14 protein-coding genes and 1 pseudogene are annotated in these 17,124 nt (G+C 68.0%); 7 read left to right on the top strand and 8 right to left on the bottom strand.

Annotation, left to right across the window (positions count from 1 at the left end; genetic code table 11):
• Positions 1–110 precede the first annotated feature (110 nt).
• From WS75_RS30515 to WS75_RS30500, 4 genes are all read left to right on the top strand, one after another.
• Positions 111–1,004: an urea transporter gene (locus WS75_RS30515; RefSeq protein WP_059686304.1), complete on the top strand. Its 894-nt coding sequence runs from the start codon at positions 111–113 to the stop codon at positions 1,002–1,004.
• The gene (locus WS75_RS30510) at positions 979–1,755 is read left to right on the top strand and encodes a class II aldolase/adducin family protein (protein ID WP_059686302.1); all 777 of its coding nucleotides are present in this window, start codon (positions 979–981) and stop codon (positions 1,753–1,755) included. Before WS75_RS30515 ends, WS75_RS30510 begins: the two co-directional genes overlap by 26 nt.
• A gap of 60 nt (positions 1,756–1,815) precedes the next feature.
• Entirely contained in the window at positions 1,816–2,004 is a 189-nt protein-coding gene (locus tag WS75_RS30505) for a 4-oxalocrotonate tautomerase (RefSeq protein ID WP_014898956.1), read from the top strand.
• Positions 2,005–2,314: 310 nt separating this feature from the next.
• Entirely contained in the window at positions 2,315–7,156 is a 4,842-nt protein-coding gene (locus tag WS75_RS30500; protein ID WP_059686300.1) for an NAD-glutamate dehydrogenase, read from the top strand.
• Between the two features lie 25 nt (positions 7,157–7,181).
• On the opposite strand, the gene WS75_RS30495 is transcribed toward WS75_RS30500, so the two are convergent.
• The 6 genes and pseudogenes from WS75_RS30495 to WS75_RS30470 form a co-directional block, all read right to left on the bottom strand.
• Positions 7,182–8,042: a class I SAM-dependent methyltransferase gene (locus tag WS75_RS30495; RefSeq protein WP_059686298.1), complete on the bottom strand. Its 861-nt coding sequence runs from the start codon at positions 8,040–8,042 to the stop codon at positions 7,182–7,184.
• 25 nt (positions 8,043–8,067) lie between these two features.
• Positions 8,068–8,151: pseudogene (locus WS75_RS30490) on the bottom strand (VOC family protein); the annotation flags it as partial.
• 1 nt (position 8,152) lies between these two features.
• Positions 8,153–8,329, bottom strand: a complete 177-nt coding sequence (locus WS75_RS30485) for a ribbon-helix-helix domain-containing protein (protein ID WP_059686296.1) — start codon at positions 8,327–8,329, stop codon at positions 8,153–8,155.
• A 93-nt stretch (positions 8,330–8,422) separates the two neighbouring features.
• Positions 8,423–9,256 carry an arylamine N-acetyltransferase family protein gene (locus WS75_RS30480; RefSeq protein WP_059686294.1) on the bottom strand — a complete coding sequence of 278 codons (834 nt, stop codon included), beginning with the start codon at positions 9,254–9,256 and terminating at the stop codon, positions 8,423–8,425.
• Between the two features lie 120 nt (positions 9,257–9,376).
• Entirely contained in the window at positions 9,377–10,069 is a 693-nt protein-coding gene (locus tag WS75_RS30475) for a hypothetical protein (RefSeq protein ID WP_059686292.1), read from the bottom strand.
• Between the two features lie 246 nt (positions 10,070–10,315).
• Positions 10,316–11,800, bottom strand: a complete 1,485-nt coding sequence (locus tag WS75_RS30470) for an amidase (RefSeq protein ID WP_059686290.1) — start codon at positions 11,798–11,800, stop codon at positions 10,316–10,318.
• 404 nt (positions 11,801–12,204) lie between these two features.
• Between WS75_RS30470 and WS75_RS30465 the strand changes: the two genes are divergently transcribed.
• From WS75_RS30465 to WS75_RS30455, 3 genes are all read left to right on the top strand, one after another.
• Entirely contained in the window at positions 12,205–12,639 is a 435-nt protein-coding gene (locus WS75_RS30465) for a universal stress protein (RefSeq protein WP_059686288.1), read from the top strand.
• Positions 12,640–13,117: 478 nt separating this feature from the next.
• Positions 13,118–13,366: a hypothetical protein gene (locus tag WS75_RS30460; protein ID WP_059686285.1), complete on the top strand. Its 249-nt coding sequence runs from the start codon at positions 13,118–13,120 to the stop codon at positions 13,364–13,366.
• Positions 13,367–13,800: 434 nt separating this feature from the next.
• A complete protein-coding gene (locus tag WS75_RS30455; RefSeq protein ID WP_059686282.1) occupies positions 13,801–15,087 on the top strand; it encodes an Nramp family divalent metal transporter in 1,287 nt (428 codons plus the stop codon).
• 36 nt (positions 15,088–15,123) lie between these two features.
• Here the strand turns inward: WS75_RS30455 and WS75_RS30450 are convergent, their stop codons facing one another.
• Together WS75_RS30450 and WS75_RS30445 are read right to left on the bottom strand one after the other, a co-directional pair.
• Entirely contained in the window at positions 15,124–15,525 is a 402-nt protein-coding gene (locus WS75_RS30450; RefSeq protein ID WP_059686280.1) for a PPC domain-containing DNA-binding protein, read from the bottom strand.
• A 183-nt stretch (positions 15,526–15,708) separates the two neighbouring features.
• Positions 15,709–17,109: an MFS transporter gene (locus WS75_RS30445; RefSeq protein ID WP_059686278.1), complete on the bottom strand. Its 1,401-nt coding sequence runs from the start codon at positions 17,107–17,109 to the stop codon at positions 15,709–15,711.
• Positions 17,110–17,124: the final 15 nt, after the last annotated feature.

Raw genomic sequence — 17,124 nt, 5'->3', positions numbered from 1 at the left:
GCGTTCCCCAATTCGGGGCATCCGCCACAAATCCTGACTATCCAGAATTCCCTATTCCGGTGCACGGGATTGTGTCCTATGCTCGCGGCTCTTCCTGCTTCACCGCCGCCATGCCCACCGCCCACCCTGCCTCGCCGACGATCGACCTGCATACCCTGTTGCGCGGCATCGGGCAGATCGTCCTGCAGGCGAATGCCGTCAGCGGCGCGCTGCTGCTCGCCGCGCTGGCACTGACCGACTTGCGGCTTGCGTCCGCCGCACTGGTCGGCTCGGCCGCCGCCAGCATGACCGCCGTGCTCACGGGCGCCGAGCGCCGCGACGTCGAACAAGGCCTGCACGGCTTCAACGGCGCGCTCGCCGCGCTGATCGCCGTACTGTTCGCACCTTCTTCGCTCGCCGCCATCGCGCTGGTGCCGGTGGTCTCGATCGGCGCGGCGCTCGTGCAGCGCGCGATGCGCGTGCCGCTCGCCCGCTGGCGCCAGTGCCCGTATTCGAGCCCGTGCCTCGTCATCACCGCACTGTGGCTGCCGTTTGTCGCACCGCAGCATGCAAGCAACGCGACGGCAGGTGCCCCGCTTACGTTGCCCTCCATCGCCGACGCGCTGCTTTCGGGCATTGCACAGACCACCTTCGCGCAAGGCCCATGGGCAGGCATGCTGATCGTCGCCGCCCTCGCCGTCGCGTCGCGCCGCGCGGCCGCATTCGCGCTCGGCGGCGCGATCGTGTCGACCGTGCTGCTGGTCGCGTCCGGCGCGAATGGTGCGTCGTTCGCGGATGGCCTGCTCGGCTTCAACGGCGCGCTCGCCGCGCTCGCGCTGATGTCGCGCGGCCCGCGCGCGGCGTTCGCGGCCGCCGCACTCGCCGCGCTGATCCAGTGGCTCGCGACGCGCGCGGGCCTCCCCGCGTTCACGGCCCCGTTCGCACTCGCGTCGTGGGTCACGGTGATCGTCGCGCGCCGCTTCACCTTCGGAGAACCCGATGTCGTCATTCGCACACCGTCCTGACACCGTGAAGCCCGGCGGCCCGATCTCGGACGCCGAGCGCCGGTTGCGCGTCGATCTCGCCGCCGCCTACCGCCTCGTCGCGCTGAACGGCTGGGACGACCTGATCTACACGCATCTGTCCGCGACGGTGCCGGGCGAACCCGGGCATTTCCTGATCAACCCGTTCGGCCTCACGTTCGACGAGGTCCGCGCATCGAACCTCGTGAAGATCGACCTGGCCGGCAACCGGATCGGCGACGGAGAACACGCGGTCAACGTGACCGGCTTCGCGCTCCACGCGGCCGTGCATGCCGCGCGACCGGACGCCGTCTGCGTGATGCATCTGCACAATACGGCGGGCATCGCCGTGTCGATCCAGCGCGACGGGCTGCTGCCCGCGTCGCAGCACGCGCTGCGGTTTCACGGCGATCTCGCGTATCACGACTACGAGGCGCTCGCGTTCTCGCCGGCCGAAGGTGCGCGGCTCACCGCCAGCCTCGGCGCGAAATCCGCGATGCTGCTGCGCAACCACGGCACGCTGACGGTCGGCCGGACCGTTGCCGAGGCATATGTATTGATGGATACGCTGATCAAGGCCTGCGACATCCAGATACGCGCGCAGGCCGGCGGCGGGCCGCTCGTGCTGCCCGAGCCGGCCGTCGCGAACCGCACGGCCGAGCAGTTGCGCGACGGCGGCGCGATCGAGGGTGAACTGGAATGGCCGGCGCTGCTGCGCCGCCTCGACCGGATCGATCCGTCGTATCGCGACTGAACCGACGCCATCGCCTCTCTCTATACGAATCGTTCACCCCAACCATCGGAGCATTCAGTCATGCCGACTTTCAATATCCAGTTGTTCGAAGGCCGCACGGTCGAGCAGAAGCGCGCGTTCGTCGAAGCGATCACGCGCGTCACGTGCGAGACGCTCGGTTGCGACCCGGGCTCGGTCGACATCATCCTCGCCGACGTGAAGAAGGAAAACTGGGCGACGGCCGGCAAGCTGTGGAGCGACGAGCGCTGATTCCCGCAAGTTCGGCGCCGGTGCAACCTGCCTGGCGACGTGCGTTCGAATCGTGGTGACATTGCGGGGACCTCCGGACGCACGCGCAGCACGATGCGGTGCGTCAGGGAGGCCGCATGATCGACGACAGGCGTATCGCCGCCGCACCTGGCCTGACCGCCCATGCGACGCCGGCGACCGGCGTTGCGTGCGGCCTCCCTTCCCTGCTCCACGTTGTGCGCCCGCACATCGCTCCGTCACGCAACCGGCACATCAATCGGCGCATAATGCCGAACACACGCAGCAGCCAGTCGCCACCCGGGAGACCGCCATGGAAGCGAAGAACGAGGAAGTCGTCGCACACCTGCTCTCCGATGTCGTCGAATTCGCGCGCGGGCGGCTGCCCGAAGCCACGTTCCGGATCGTCGAACCGTTCCTGCGTCATTACTACGATTTCGTCGACGCCGATGATCTGCAGAATCGCGGCATCGCCGACCTCTACGGCGCCGCAATGGCGCACTGGCAAACCGCCCAGAAATTCGTGCCCGGCAGCGAGCGGCTGCGCGTCTACAACCCGATCCTCGAACAGCACGGCTGGCACTCGGACCACACGGTGATCGAGATCGTCAACGACGACATGCCGTTCTTGGTCGATTCGGTGACGATGGCCGTCAATCGCCTCGGGCTCGCGCTGCACTCCGCGCTGCACCCGGTGTTCCGCATCTGGCGCGGCAGCGACGGCGGGATCGAGCGTGTCGACGCCGGTGGCGCGACGCCCGGCGACGGCCAGTCGCAACTCGCGTCGTTCATTCACTTCGAAGTCGACCGCTGCGGCGACGCCGCGCTGCTCCACACGCTGCGCGACGACATCGCGCGCGTGCTCGGCGATGTGCGCGCGTCGGTCGAGGACTGGCCGAAGATCGTCGACATCGCGCGCGCGACGATCAAGGACATGAAGGCCCGCGAATCCACCGCGGAAGACATCGAGGCGCGCGCGTTCCTCGAGTGGATGGTCGCCGATCACTTCACGTTCCTGGGCCAGCGCGACTACGCGCTCGTGTCCGACAGTACGGGCTTCGGCCTGCGCGGCGTGGAAGGCTCCGGCTTCGGCCTGCTGCGCGAATCACTGCGCACGCCCGGCGCGCCCGACGTGACGCCGCTGCCGCCGGCCGCCGCCGAGATCATCACCGGCCCCTGGCCCATCTTCCTGACCAAGGCGAACTCGCGCGCGACCGTGCACCGGCCCGGCTATCTCGACTACGTCGGCGTCAAACTGGTCGGCGCCGACGGCAAGGTGACCGGCGAACGCCGCTTCATCGGGCTGTACACGTCGACGTCGTATTTTGGTTCGTACACCGAGATTCCGATCGTGCGCCGCAAATGCGCGAACATCGTGAAGCGTGCGGGCTTCCTGCCGAAGGGACATCTCGGCAAGTCGCTGGTGACGGTGCTCGAAACCTATCCGCGCGACGAACTGTTCCAGGCCGACGAGGACCAGCTCTACGACATCGCGCTCGGCATCCTGCGCCTGCAGGAACACCAGCGCACGCGCCTGTTCGTGCGGCGCGACCGCTTCGACCGCTTCGTGTCGTGCCTCGCTTTCGTGCCGCGCGACAAGTACAACACCGACCTGCGCCGCCGCATCGCGAAGCTGCTCGTCGACGCGTACAACGGCGTTACCGTCGAGTTCACGCCGCTGCTGTCGGAATCGGCGATCGCGCGCATTCATTTCGTCGTCCATGCGGAACCGGGCACGATGCCCGACGTCGACACGCGCGAGCTCGAAACGCGGCTCGTGCAGGTCACGCGCCGCTGGCAGGACGATCTCGCGGACGCGCTGCTCGACGCCTTCGGAGAAGAACAAGGCAACCGCCTGTTGCAACGCTATGCGGACTCGTTCCCGGCCGGCTATCGCGACGACTACCCGGCGCGCACGGCCGTGCGCGACATCGAGTTGATCGAGCGCGTGAAGGAGTCGGGCCAGCTCGCGATGAACCTGTACCGCCCGATCGAGGCCGAGGCGCGCGCATTCCGCTTCAAGGTATATCGCGCGGGCGACCCGATCGCGCTGTCGCGCAGCCTGCCGATGCTCGAGCATCTCGGCGTGCGCGTCGACGAGGAGCGGCCGTACCGGATCCAGACGCAGGATGCCGCGCCCGCGTGGGTGCATGACTTCGGCCTCGAACTCGCGGACGATACCGAATTCGACATCGAGCGCGTGAAGGGCCTGTTCGAGGACGCGTTCGACCGGATCTGGACCGGCCGGATCGAGAACGACGACTTCAACCGTCTCGTGTTGCGCGCGCACCTGAGCGCACGCGAGGTCACGATCCTGCGCGCGTATGCGAAATACCTGCGGCAGGTCGGCTCGACGTTCAGCGATGCCTATATCGAGCGCGCGCTGACCGGCAACCCGGCGATCGCACGGCAACTCGTCGAGCTGTTCCTGCTGCGCTTCGACCCGGCCACCGGCGCCACGCGCGACGTGCAGGTCGAACACCTGCTGAAGGCGATCGAGACGGCGCTCGACCAGGTGCCGAACCTCGACGAGGACCGGATCCTGCGCCAGTTCCTCGGCGTGATCAATGCGACCGTGCGCACCAACTATTTCCTGCACGACGCGAACGGCGAACCGAAGCCGTACCTGTCGTTCAAGTTCAATCCGGCGAAGGTGCCCGGCCTGCCCGAGCCGAAGCCGATGTTCGAGATCTGGGTGTACTCGCCGCGCGTCGAGGGCGTGCACCTGCGCGGCGGGCGCGTCGCGCGCGGCGGGCTGCGCTGGTCCGACCGTCGCGAGGACTTCCGCACCGAGGTGCTCGGGCTGATGAAGGCGCAGATGGTGAAGAACGTCGTGATCGTGCCGGTCGGCTCGAAAGGCGGCTTCGTCGTGAAGAACCCGCCGCCGCCGAGCGATCGCGAAGCGTGGATGCGCGAGGGCGTCGCGTGCTACCAGACGTTCCTGCGCGGCCTGCTCGACCTGACTGACAATCTCGCCGGCACCGCAATCGTGCCACCGCCCGACGTGGTGCGGCACGACCCCGACGATCCGTATCTCGTCGTCGCGGCCGACAAGGGCACGGCCACGTTCTCCGACTACGCGAACGCGATCTCCCACGAATACGGCTTCTGGCTCGACGATGCATTCGCGTCCGGCGGCTCGGTCGGCTACGACCACAAGAAGATGGCGATCACCGCGCGCGGCGCATGGGAATCGGTCAAGCGGCACTTCCGCGAGATGGGCATCGACACGCAGACGACCGACTTTACCGTGGTCGGCGTCGGCGACATGTCGGGCGACGTGTTCGGCAACGGGATGCTGCTGTCGCCGCATATCCGGCTCGTCGCGGCGTTCGATCACCGGCACGTGTTCCTCGACCCGAACCCCGATCCGGCGACGAGCTTCGCGGAGCGCCAGCGGATGTTCGCGCTCGAACGCTCGAGCTGGGCCGACTACGACACATCCGTCATCTCGGCGGGCGGCGGCGTCTACCCGCGCACCGCGAAGACGATCCCGCTGTCGCCGGCCGTGCAGGCCGCGCTCGGCATCGACGCACACGCGCTGCCGCCGACCGAGCTGATCCGCGCGATCCTGCAAGCGCCTGTCGACCTGCTTTACAACGGCGGCATCGGCACCTACGTGAAGGCCGCGCGCGAAACCCACCAGCAGGTCGGCGATCGCGCGAACGACGCGGTGCGCGTAAACGGCGCGGACTTGCGCTGCAAGGTCGTCGGCGAAGGCGGCAACCTCGGCTGCACGCAGTTCGGCCGCATCGAGTTCGCGCAGCGCGGCGGCCGCATCAACACCGACGCGATCGACAACTCGGCCGGCGTCGATTGTTCGGATCACGAAGTCAACATCAAGATCCTGCTCGGGCTCGTCGTCTCCGACGGCGAGATGACCGAGAAGCAACGCAACGCCCTGCTCGCGGAAATGACCGACGAAGTCGGGCTGCTCGTGCTGCGCGACAACTACTACCAGACGCAGGCGCTGTCGATCGCGGGCCGCTACAGCATCGATCTGCTCGACGCCGAGGCGCGCCTGATGCGCTGGCTCGAACGCGCGGGCCGCCTGAACCGCGTGATCGAGTTCCTGCCGACCGACGACGAGATCGCCGAACGGCAGGCCGCAAAACAGGGGCTCACGTCGCCGGAGCGCGCGGTGCTCCTCGCCTACAGCAAGATGTGGCTGTACGACGCGCTGCTCGAATCCGACGTGCCCGAGGATCCGCTCGTCGCCGCGATGCTCGTCGACTATTTCCCGAAGCCGCTGCAACAGCGCTTCAGCGAACCGATGCATCGCCACCCGCTGCGCCGCGAGATCCTCGCGACGCACCTGACCAACGCGCTCGTCAACCGGGTCGGCTGCGCGTTCGTGCACCGGCTGATGGAGGAAACCGACGCGAAGCCCGGCGACATCGTGCGCGCCTGCATCATGGCGCGCGACGTGTTCGATCTCGATGCGGTATGGCGCGACATCGACGCACTCGACAACCGCGTCGCCGACGATGTGCAGGCGCGCATGTTCGTCGACGTCGCGCGGCTGCTGGAACGCGCGGCGTTGTGGTTCCTGCGGCAGCTGCAGTCGGGCGCGGTGGCCAACGGCGGCGTCGCCGGACTGATCGCGCGCTGCCGCGACGCGGTGCAGCGCATCGCGCCGCAATTGCCGTCGCTGCTGCCGGCCGACGATCTGGAAGCGCTGTCCGAGCGGCAGCGCGTGCTGGTCGATGCCGGCGTCGACAGCGCGCTCGCGGTGCGCGTCGCGAGCGGCGACATCTCCGCCGCGCTGCTCGACATCGCCGAAGTGGCCGCGACCTGCGATCGCAGCCTCGAACTGGTCGCGGGCGTCTACTTCTCGCTCGGCACGCTGCTGAACTACGGGTGGATCGGCGAACGCGCGGCCACGCTGCCGACCCCGACGCACTGGGACATGCTGGCGCGCGCGGCCGCGCTCGCGGAAATCGCGCGGCTCAAGCGCACGCTCGCCACCAGCGCGCTCGCGGAATCCGCCGACTCGACGGCGCCCGAGACGATCGTCCATGCGTGGCGCGAACGCCGCGAAGCCGCGCTGCAGCGCTACGAGCACCTGCTCGCCGACCTGCGCGCGTCGGGCGGCGCGAGCCTCGCGGTGCTGCTCGTGGTCGTGCGCGAGATGGCCGTGCTCGAACGCGCGTGACGGGTGAGCCCGGGTCGCGCCGGGATCACACCGTCGCGACGAGCAGCTCTTCCGCGTTGTCCGGCGGACGCAGACCGTCGCTGCGGTCGGCGAAGTAGCGACGTGCAAGCTCCGCGGCCGACACGTGCTCGGCCCGTGCGAAGCCGGCCGCCGTCGCGAGCGCGCGGATCTCCTCCGGCATGAAGAAGCTGATGAACGGCGTGCCGCTCGCGCGCGCGCCTTTCGCGGCCATTTCGAGCCCCGGACGCACATCCGGATCTGCAAGCTCGAGCGGCAGCAGGAACGTCATCGCGAACGTCGAACCGGGCGCGAGCGACGCGACTTCGCGCAGCGCCGCCGCGTTCGCGTCGCACGTCAGGTACATGCTGACGCCGGTGGACACGACGACCGCCGGCTTGCCCGGATCGAAGCCCGCGCGCACGAGCGCGTCGCGCCACGACTGCTGCGCTTCGAAATCGACCGGCACGAACCGCAGCCAGTCCGGCACGCCGAAGCCGAGCTCGGTCAGCCGGCGGCGCTTCCACGCCTGCGGCCCGGGCGGATCGACCTCGAAGACGGTCAGGCGCGACGCCATCTCCGGCCGGCGCTGCACGAAGCTGTCGAGGCCCGCGCCGAGGATCACGTACTGGCTTACGCCCCGCGCGGCCTGCTCGACCACGAGATCCTCGATGAAGCGCGCCCGCGCGACGATCGATGCGCGAAACGGCTGCGTGAACCGCGGATCCATGTCGCCGCGCTGATGCCAGCCGGGCGCCGGCGCGAGCAGGCGCAGGCCGACTTCGTCGGCGAGCACGTGCGGCGGCGCATCGAGTTCGACGTGCAGCGCGCGCCACAACGCGACGCGTTCGGCGGTGCTGTCGGGGGCGTCCCGATGGAGGTCGGTCATCGCCGCGGCCTCACGCGCCGGGCGTGAAGCCCAGCGCCTGGAAGAACTTTGCGGACTTGCCCCAGTTGTGCGTCGTCAGGTACACGGCTTCGATTCGCTCGGATGACATGTCATTCCTCCGTGGTGGACGGCCCGGCCCCCGGCTGCGGAGCGGCCAGATACGCGCGCAATGCGTCGGCCACCAGCGCGGACAGCGACTGCTCCGTTTCGATGGCACGATGCTTGACCTGCCGGATCAGGCTCAGCGGCAGGTGCACGTTGAATTGCTTCACTTCTTCGTCGGTCATGCCGGCTAGCATGCTAGCAATCTAGCGAATATCAATCGGGCCACCGGAACCGGCGGCGCGGCGGACGTCGACGCCCCGCCGCTCGCCACGCTCTTACATCGGGTTCACCCGCGCTGCCATCCGGGTGAACAGCGCGTCGAGATCGAAGCCGCTCGTATCGATGCCGATCGTGTCGCGCAGGCACGCGCCCCACGCGGCCGCATCGTCGAAGGTGACGGTGCGCCCCGCGCCCGCCGCGTCGCGCAACGTCAACACGGTGTTGAACAGCGCCGCGCGGCCGTCCGGCAGCACGCGGCACGCAATCAGATCGTTCACGAAGATCGATTCGGGATAGGTCGACGTGAACCAGTTCGCGGCGTCGTAATCGATCCACTCGGCCGGTTTCAGCGAGAAGCGGTAAGTCGTCTGCCAGCCGTCGGGGATCTCGAACTGCATGTCGAACTCGCCGTCGACCGGCGCGCCGACGATGCGAAACGCGCCGTGCGGCGTCAGCTGCCGCTCGCCCGGCACGAAGCGCAGCGGCGCGGTCAGCGTCGCGCTGCCGAAGCCGATGTCCGCGAGCCACGTCGTGCCATCGAGATCGATGCGCAGCAGCATGTGCGTCTGCGCGGTGACGACGTCGGGCGGCCGCATCCAGCGCACGCGCGCGATCAGCGGCGTCACGCGAAAACCGATGGTCGTAAGCGCAGTGTGGAAGAGCTTGTTGAGTTCGAAGCAGTAGCCGCCGCGGCGGCGCCCGATCACCTTGTCGACGATCGCGGGCAGGTCGAGCGCGACGCGCGCGCCGGTCAGCGGATTGAGGTTTTCGAACGGGATCGCCTGCGGGTGCAGCAGATGCAGCCGGCGCAGCACGTCGAGCGTCGGCTCGGCCGGGCCGTCGTAGCCGATGCGGGCGAAGTAGCGCGGGAGGTCGAACGAGTCAGTCATGAACCGGCACCGGGAACGGGAAACGCACAACGATAGCATCGCGCGATATCCCCATGTTGCGCGGGGCCATCCCGGCTCGCCGCGCGCCGCCGGCACCACGGCGCGCGGGGTGCGGCAGCGTTACGGCAGCAGCTTCAGCGCGGACGACGCGACCGCCGGCACCGAAATGCCCTGGCTCGTCGCGAACTGCACGGCCTGGCTGAGCGTCGACGCGAGCGACTGCAACTGGCCCGGCGCGCTCTGCGCGATATACGACGCGGCCTGCATGTTCTGCGGATTCAGGCCCGACTGCAGCAGCGAAGCGGCGCTGGTCGAACCGAGGTTGCCCAGCCCCGACTGCAGCTGCGAATACTGCGTGAGGCCCTGGCCGAGCGATGCGAGGCCGTTGCTGAACGCCTGCTTGTCGATCGGGCCGTGGGTCGGGCCGCCGCTCGCGAACGCCTGGCCGAGCGCCTGCGACACCGACTGCTGCGCGCCGCCCATCTGCGACAGCACGGCCGGCGTCAACGCGTTGCCGCCACCGAGCAGGCTGGCGGCCTGCTGCGCCTGCCCGGCCGCGCCGGTGAGCCCCATCGCCGACGCGAGCGACGACTGCCCAGCCAGCACCTGCTGGTTCGCGCCGACGTACGCCTGCATCAGCTGCATGACGCCGCCCTGCGCGGGTGCGGCCTGTTGCTGCCCGCCGCCGAGCAGCGCCGAGCCGATCGACTGCAGGTCGAGCTGCGCATGCGCGGCGCCGTTGGCGCCCAGCAGGATGCCGAATGCGATGCCCGCCGATGCCAGGTGCTTGCCCGTCGCGCGAATATGCTTCATCTGTTTGCCTCGTACCCGAATGATTGAGGCCAATATTGTCGAAGCGCGTCGCGCGCCGCCGCAACGACTGAAACACATCGAAACGAAATCGCGCGCCGCAGCCGCTTGCAATTGCGCGGCCGTCCCGACTCGCCGCGCGCATTCGTCCGCGATTGCCGCGCGATGTCGGGCACGCGCCCGGATTCGTTCCTTTTCCGCATCAATGGCGCGTGTTTCGGGCATCCGCGATCGACGCCACGGCACGCATCACGCGGCCATCCACGCCGGCAGACGCTGGCCGACCCAGTCGGCCGCCTGCTCGTAGCCACGCGCGAGCTGCAAGACCGCGAGGTCCGCGCGCGGCCGGCCGATCAGCTGCATCCCCATCGGCAGCCCCGCGTCGTTGAAGCCGACCGGCACGCTGATCACCGGGCAGCCGGCCAGCGTCCACGGCACGACCGTTTCCATCCAGCGGTGGTAGGTGTCCATCGCGCGGCCCGCGATTTCCTTCGGCCAGCGCTGCTCGACGTCGAACGGAAACACCTGCGCGGTCGGTGCCGCGATGAAGTCGTAGCGATCGAAGAAGCTCAGCACCGCCTGGTGCCACGCGGTGCGCTCGACGCTCGCGTCGAACACCTCGGCAGCCTGCATCGCGAGCAGCCCTTCGACCTCGTAGATCGCCTCGGGCTTGAGCAGCGCGCGCCGTGCCGGATCGCGATAGTGCGCGAGCAGCCCGCCACCGGACAACAGATGTCGATGCGCGAGCCACAGGCGCCAGATGCGCTCGGGTGCGAACGCCGGCAGCGCCGCATCGACGTCGCAGCCGATCTCGCGCAGCGTCGCGAGGCCCGTTTCGCACTGCGCGAGCACGCCCGGCTCGGTCGCGAGATAACCGTTCCAGTCGCCGACCCACGCGATGCGCTCGCCGCGCAGGTCCTTGTCGAGCGGCTTCGCGAACACGGCCGGATCCTCCGCAAGCGACAGCGGATCGTTCGGGTCGTAGCCGGCCTGGATCGCGAGCAGCTGCGCGACGTCGCCGACCGTGCGGCCCATCGGCCCTTCGATGCCGAGCTGCTGCATAAACACGTCGACGCCCGGCCAGCGCGGCACGCGGCCCTGCGACGGACGGAACCCGTAGATGTTGCAGAACGCGGCCGGATTGCGCAGCGAGCCGCCGAAGTCGCTGCCATCCGCGACCGGCAGCATGCGCGCGGCGAGCGCCGCCGCCGTGCCGCCGCTGCTGCCGCCGGCACTCTTCGTCAGGTCGTACGGATTGCGTGTCGCGCCGTGGATTTCGTTGAACGTATGCGAGCCGAGGCCGAACTCCGGCGTGTTGGTCTTGCCGATGAAGATCGCGCCCGCCGCACGCATTCGACCGACGCCGACCGAATCGCCCTGCGGCACGTTTTCGCGGAAAATCGGCGAGCCGTAGGTCGTCCGTAGCCCTTTGGTCATCGCGAGATCCTTCGGCGCCTGCGGCATCCCGTGCAGCCAGCCGTGATACTCGCCGCGGGCCAGCGCGGCGTCCTTTTCCGCGGCTTCGGCGAGCAGCACGGCGCGATCGCGCAGCGAGATCAGCGCGTTCACCGCGCCGTTCACGCGCTCGATGTGATCGAGATACGCACGCATCGTCTCGACGCACGACACCGCCTTCCCGCGGATCGCCGACGCGAGTTCGCCGGCCGACAGGCGCACGATCGGGTCGACGGTGATGGAAGCGGGAGCGAGAAGCTGCGGGGCGCCGTGCGGCATGCGAGGTCTCCTGGAATCGGAATGGAATGGCGGGCCGCGTGGTGGCGGCGGTCCGTCCCGAACGGCCGGGAAGGCGCCGGGAAGGCGCTGGAAACAGGCCGCGCCGCGGTCGATGCTCTACTCTACGCGACGCCGGATGGCCAACCTCCGATATTTTCCGCCGCGATTCATTGAGGATTCGACTAAATCGGCCTGGTGCGCCACTCGACGGACTGCGTCGGGCTGCCGCCCGGTCGATTGGTGTAAACGTTTATGCGCATAAACTAAAATTTCTTATATTTCTAATAGGCGCAACACGAGGCGACGGACGTTGACGACATTTTTACGCGGCCGCCCGATCTATTTAGGTCGCGCTATCCGCCGGCGCACTACGCTGGGAACATCTCGACTACGGAGCATTTTCCATGCTCAAACTGCTGGTTCCGGTCGGACATTCGCCTCGCTCGCTGCAGGCGGTTCGCCACGCGACCTTCCTGTATCGCGAACGCTGCGCATCCGAGATCGTGCTGATCAACGTGCAGGCGCCGCTCGAGGCGACGCGGCTCGAGGCGTTTCACCCGCTGTCGCGGCTTCAGTCGATCGAGGACAAGTTCGCGTGCGACGATCTGGCGATGGCGGAGCGGGTGTTGCGGGACGCCGGTGTCCGGTACAGCATCGTGAAGAAGGTCGGGCCGGTGGCCGACACTATCGCGGCCGTCGCGGCCGAGACCGGCTGCGACGAAATCGTCGTCGTCGCGCCGCGGCAGGATCCGTTTCACGCGATGCTGTCGATGTTCCGTCGCAGCGTGATGGATCGGCTCGTGCGGATCTCGAATGTGCCGGTGACGGCAGTGCGATAAACGGTGCGGCGCTTACTTGATGACCTTGCGCCAGAACACGAGATAGGTCGCGGCGGAAGACGCAATCAGCAGAATGGCCCACAACGGCGCGAGACTGATCAGCACGGAAGAGACGTTAAGCATTTGGATTCCTCACTATTTCGATAGCGATGTTCGGCACGTGCCTGCTGCGTTCGGATCCGCTGCGCCCATCGCTTGCACGCATCGCGTTCCGTTGAAACATGCATTGATGCTATCGCTTCGCGTGCCGGCGCGACCGTCTCGCCCTGCCCGCACCCTGACATTCGTCAAACTCGCGTCAATCGCGCGCCGATGCGGCCGGCCACCGCCCCCTTACGCGTTCGCGCGGCACCAGCGACACCAGAACGGGACGCAATTACAACGGCATGCCGCCGTTTCAGCAGACGTTTACCGGGGGAAGCCCCAAGTGCTTCACGAAACGTGTCCGCGTTACGCTTCGGCAACGAGGAGACGAATCATGAGACGAGTGGTACACATCGCGTTTTTCGCGCTGCTGGCCTACCTGATCGGCGATCGGGCACTGCTGCACGCGCAGGGCCGCGACGCCAGCCCGATGGCGTGTTCGCAGGGTGCCGAGCAGGTGAAATACGACGCGCTCAGCCGCGGCTTCGGCAACGCGGCCGCCAGTAGCCAGAGCGAGGCGTTCATGTCCGGCTGCCTGGTGACCGGGCGCGGCAATCGGGACGTTGCGATGGCTGGCCGTTGACGCCGAACGGGCGCCGCCGGACCGGTTGCGCTCATGTCGCGCCCCTGACCCAGAGACGGTCACACCCGGGGCTTGCCGTCTTTTGGATTCCGCACCGCCGGCACTGACCTGCCGCCGATAGCCGGCGATACGCCGTCAATCCGGCGCGCGATGCAACCGTCGAGCGGACGACGCGGCACGTCGGGCACGCCCAGTCGCCCGTGCCGACGCGTAGCGCCCCGCTGTTGCGCCCTTCGCGCCGCCGTCCGGCCGCACGCGTTCGCGAGCGCCCGGTCCATTTTCTCCCGCAGCCCCGCTTCCCACGCCTCGGCCACGCCGGTTTTCTTCTGCGCCGCACTCGGCGTTCGAAACGCATCGACCCGCCGGCGCCGCCCGTCCCACGGCCCGGGCACGCCGATTGCGACTTGGTTGCCCCCTTTCCACGGGCGGCCGACATGAACCACAACGAATCCCTCGATACCGCGCAGCCTCGTCCGCGCGCGGCAACGTGGCTCCGGCGCCTCGGGCCGGGCCTCGTCACCGGTGCCGCCGACGACGATCCGTCAGGCATCGGAACCTATTCGCAGGCGGGCGCGCAGTTCGGATTCGAACTGCTCTGGTCGCTGCTGCTGACCTATCCGCTGATGACGGCGATCCAGCTGGTCAGCGCGCGCATCGGCCGCGTGACCGGCAAGGGCCTCGCGTCGAACATGCGCGCGCACTACCCGCCATGGCTGCTCTACAGCGCAGTGGCATTGCTGTTGATCGCGAACGTGATCAACATCGCGGCCGACCTGTCGGCGATGGGCGCGGCGGTCAATCTCCTGCTGCACGGCCCTCAGGAACTCTATGTCGTCTGTCTGGGCGGCGTGTCGGCCGTGCTGCAGATTTTCGTGCCGTACGACCGCTATGCGCGCCTGCTCAAATGGATCGCGCTGGTCCTGCTCGCGTATGTCGCGGTGGCGCTCATCGTGCCCGTCCATTGGGGCGAGGTCGGCCGCGCGATCGTGCGGCCGCATATCCAGCTGACCGCCGCCTATCTGACCACGGTCATCGCCGTGCTCGGCACCACGATCAGCCCTTATCTGTTTTTCTGGCAGGCGTCGCAGGAAGTCGAGGAACTGCATGCGGAGCCGAACCAGCACGCGTTGCGGCACGCACCGCATCAGGCACCCGCGCAGTTGCGACGAATCAACTTCGATACGTGGGTCGGCATGGGCGTATCGAACGTCATTGCGTTCTTCATCACGCTGACCGCAGCGGCCACGCTCAACATGCACCACATCGAAGTGAAGACGTCCGCCGATGCCGCGCGCGCGCTCGAGCCCATTGCCGGGCACTTCGCGTACATGCTGTTTGCGCTCGGGATCGTCGGTACCGGCCTGCTGGCGTTGCCGGTGCTCGCCGGATCGGCCGCCTATGCGGCCGCGGGCAGCTTCCGCTGGCGCAACAGCCTCGCGCTTAGGCTCGGCGTCGCGCCCGAATTCTATGCGGTGATCGCGTTGGCGATCGTGGGCGGCGTCGCGATCACGTTCATGCATTTCGACCCGATCCGCGCGCTCTACTGGAGTGCGGTCATCAACGGCGTGACCGCGGTTCCGATCATGGTCGTAATGATGCTGATGGCCGGCAGCCGACGCACCATGGGCGAGTTCGCCGTGACCGGCGGGCTGGCGTGGGGCGGCTGGGCCGCGACGCTCGCGATGGCGATCGCGGCGATGGGGGTGTTCGTGCCGGGGTAGGCCGCATCGGTCACCTGCGCCAGACCGTGCGCGCGATCAGCCTGACTCCGGACGAATCACCAGCTCGTTGAACCCGGTCCCTGCATCGGGTTCACGGGAGAAACGATGTGCGGGCAACAGCACGAGCAGGATCTCGGCGGTCGTCCGCACCACGCAACCGCTCGCGACGTGTCCGCCCGACACGCGGCCGTTCGCGTCGGACACCGACATGTGAAGGTGCGCGCCGTCCGGCGAGACCGAGCCGGCCAGCGTCAGGATCTCGAGATCGCCGCGCAGTTCGGTCGGCGCGTCGACACCGGCAAAGCGCAACTGCGCGACGGTCAGGCTGCCGATCCCCTGGATCACGAATGCCGCGTGTGCGTCGAGCCGACACAATGCCTGTTCGATCGATGCGCGCAGATCGTCGCCGGGGGAAAGACGCAAAGGATGGGCTTGCATGGTCGATAACCTGCTGGTGGGCCGGGGTTGTCGACAAAGAGTACGTTCGACCGGGCCATACGCACAAGTCGAGAAAGTGAAAAGAGATGCCGGATCAGCCCATGCCCGCAGACAAAAGCACAAAGGCCCGGACGGTATCGCCCGGGCCTTTCCCTTCACGCCATCCACCGCGGCGACATGCACTTACGCTTCGAGCGCCTCCAGCACCTTCCCCTTCGTCTCGATCCCGACGAAGTGCACGGTCACCGCCGCGATCAGCGGCACGACGCCGATCAGGTAGAACGCCGGCGCGAGGCTGCCGCCGATGATCGCGTGCGGCACGATCATCGGCGCCGCGAACGACGCGATCTTCAGCCACGCGCTGCCGAGCCCGCAGCCCGACGCACGGATGCTCGTCGGATACTGCTCCGGCGTATAGACGTACGCGGTGATGAAGCCCGATGCCATCAGCCCCAGCGACAACGAGCAGAACACCGCGACGACATACACCGACGATGCGTGATAGATGCCCGCGAACGCCAACGACAGCGCGCACAGCACGAACGACCACACGATCACCGGCTTGCGGCCGAGCTTGTCGACGAGCAGCGCCGACGCAAGCGACCCGAGCACGCCCATCACCGAGCCGATCACCGCGAGATTCAGCGCGAGTTGCAACGGCGCGTGATAGAAGTTCTTGTAGATCGTCGGCAGCCACGTGGACAGCCCGTACTGGATGAACCCGCAGGTCGCCCAGAGCGTCGCCACCGCAAGCGTGCGCTTGCGATACGCGGCGCGGAACAGGTCGCTCATCCGGCGCTTCGGGTGCTGGCGGACCATCTCGTCGTACGCGGCCACCTGCGTGACCGGCGGCAGTTCGCCGCGCACCGACGATTCGAACACACCGACCGCGCGCCCGGCTTCGGGGAGGCGCCCGCGCGATGCGAGCCAGCGCGGCGATTCCGGCACGAGATGCGTGAGCACCAGCGCGAGGATCAACGGCAGCCCGCCGACGAAGTACATGATCTCCCAGCCGAACCGCGGCACGAGCCATGCGCCCAGCGCCATCGACACCAGCAACCCGACCGGAAACACGATTTCATACAACAGCACGAAGCGGCCGCGACCGTGCGCACGCGTGATTTCGTTGATGTACGTGGCCGCGACCGGCAGTTCGCCGCCGAGACCGAGCCCCTGCAAGATCCGCAGCAGCACGAACACCTCGAACGTCGGCGCGAAGCCGCACGCGATGCTCGTGATGCCGATCACGGCGGAACTCCACGCGATCGCCTTCACACGGCCATGCTTCTCGGCGAGCGCGGGAAACAGGAACGCACCGATCAGCTGGCCGATCGCGCCGGACGCGATCAGCATGCCGATCTGCGTCGGCGACAGCCCCCACTTGTGAATCAGCAGCGGCAGCGTCGCCGCGATCGTGATCACGTCGAAGCCGTCGAAGAACGTGGCGGTGCCGATCAGCACACGCGCACGGATCTGCATCGCGTTGGCCGGAAGCCGCTCGAGCCGCGCGATGATCGCGCCGGGCGTGGAGGCGGCAGCTTCCATCGTGGCACTGCCGGCCACGACGTTGTCGAAAGTGCTCATGCGGAGTGTCTCCTG

Source organism: Burkholderia sp. FL-7-2-10-S1-D7 (assembly GCF_001524185.1).
In the GTDB taxonomy this organism is placed as follows: domain Bacteria; phylum Pseudomonadota; class Gammaproteobacteria; order Burkholderiales; family Burkholderiaceae; genus Burkholderia; species Burkholderia diffusa.
Note: the sequence above shows the minus strand (reverse complement) of the source record. Positions and strands in the feature narration are given on the sequence as shown.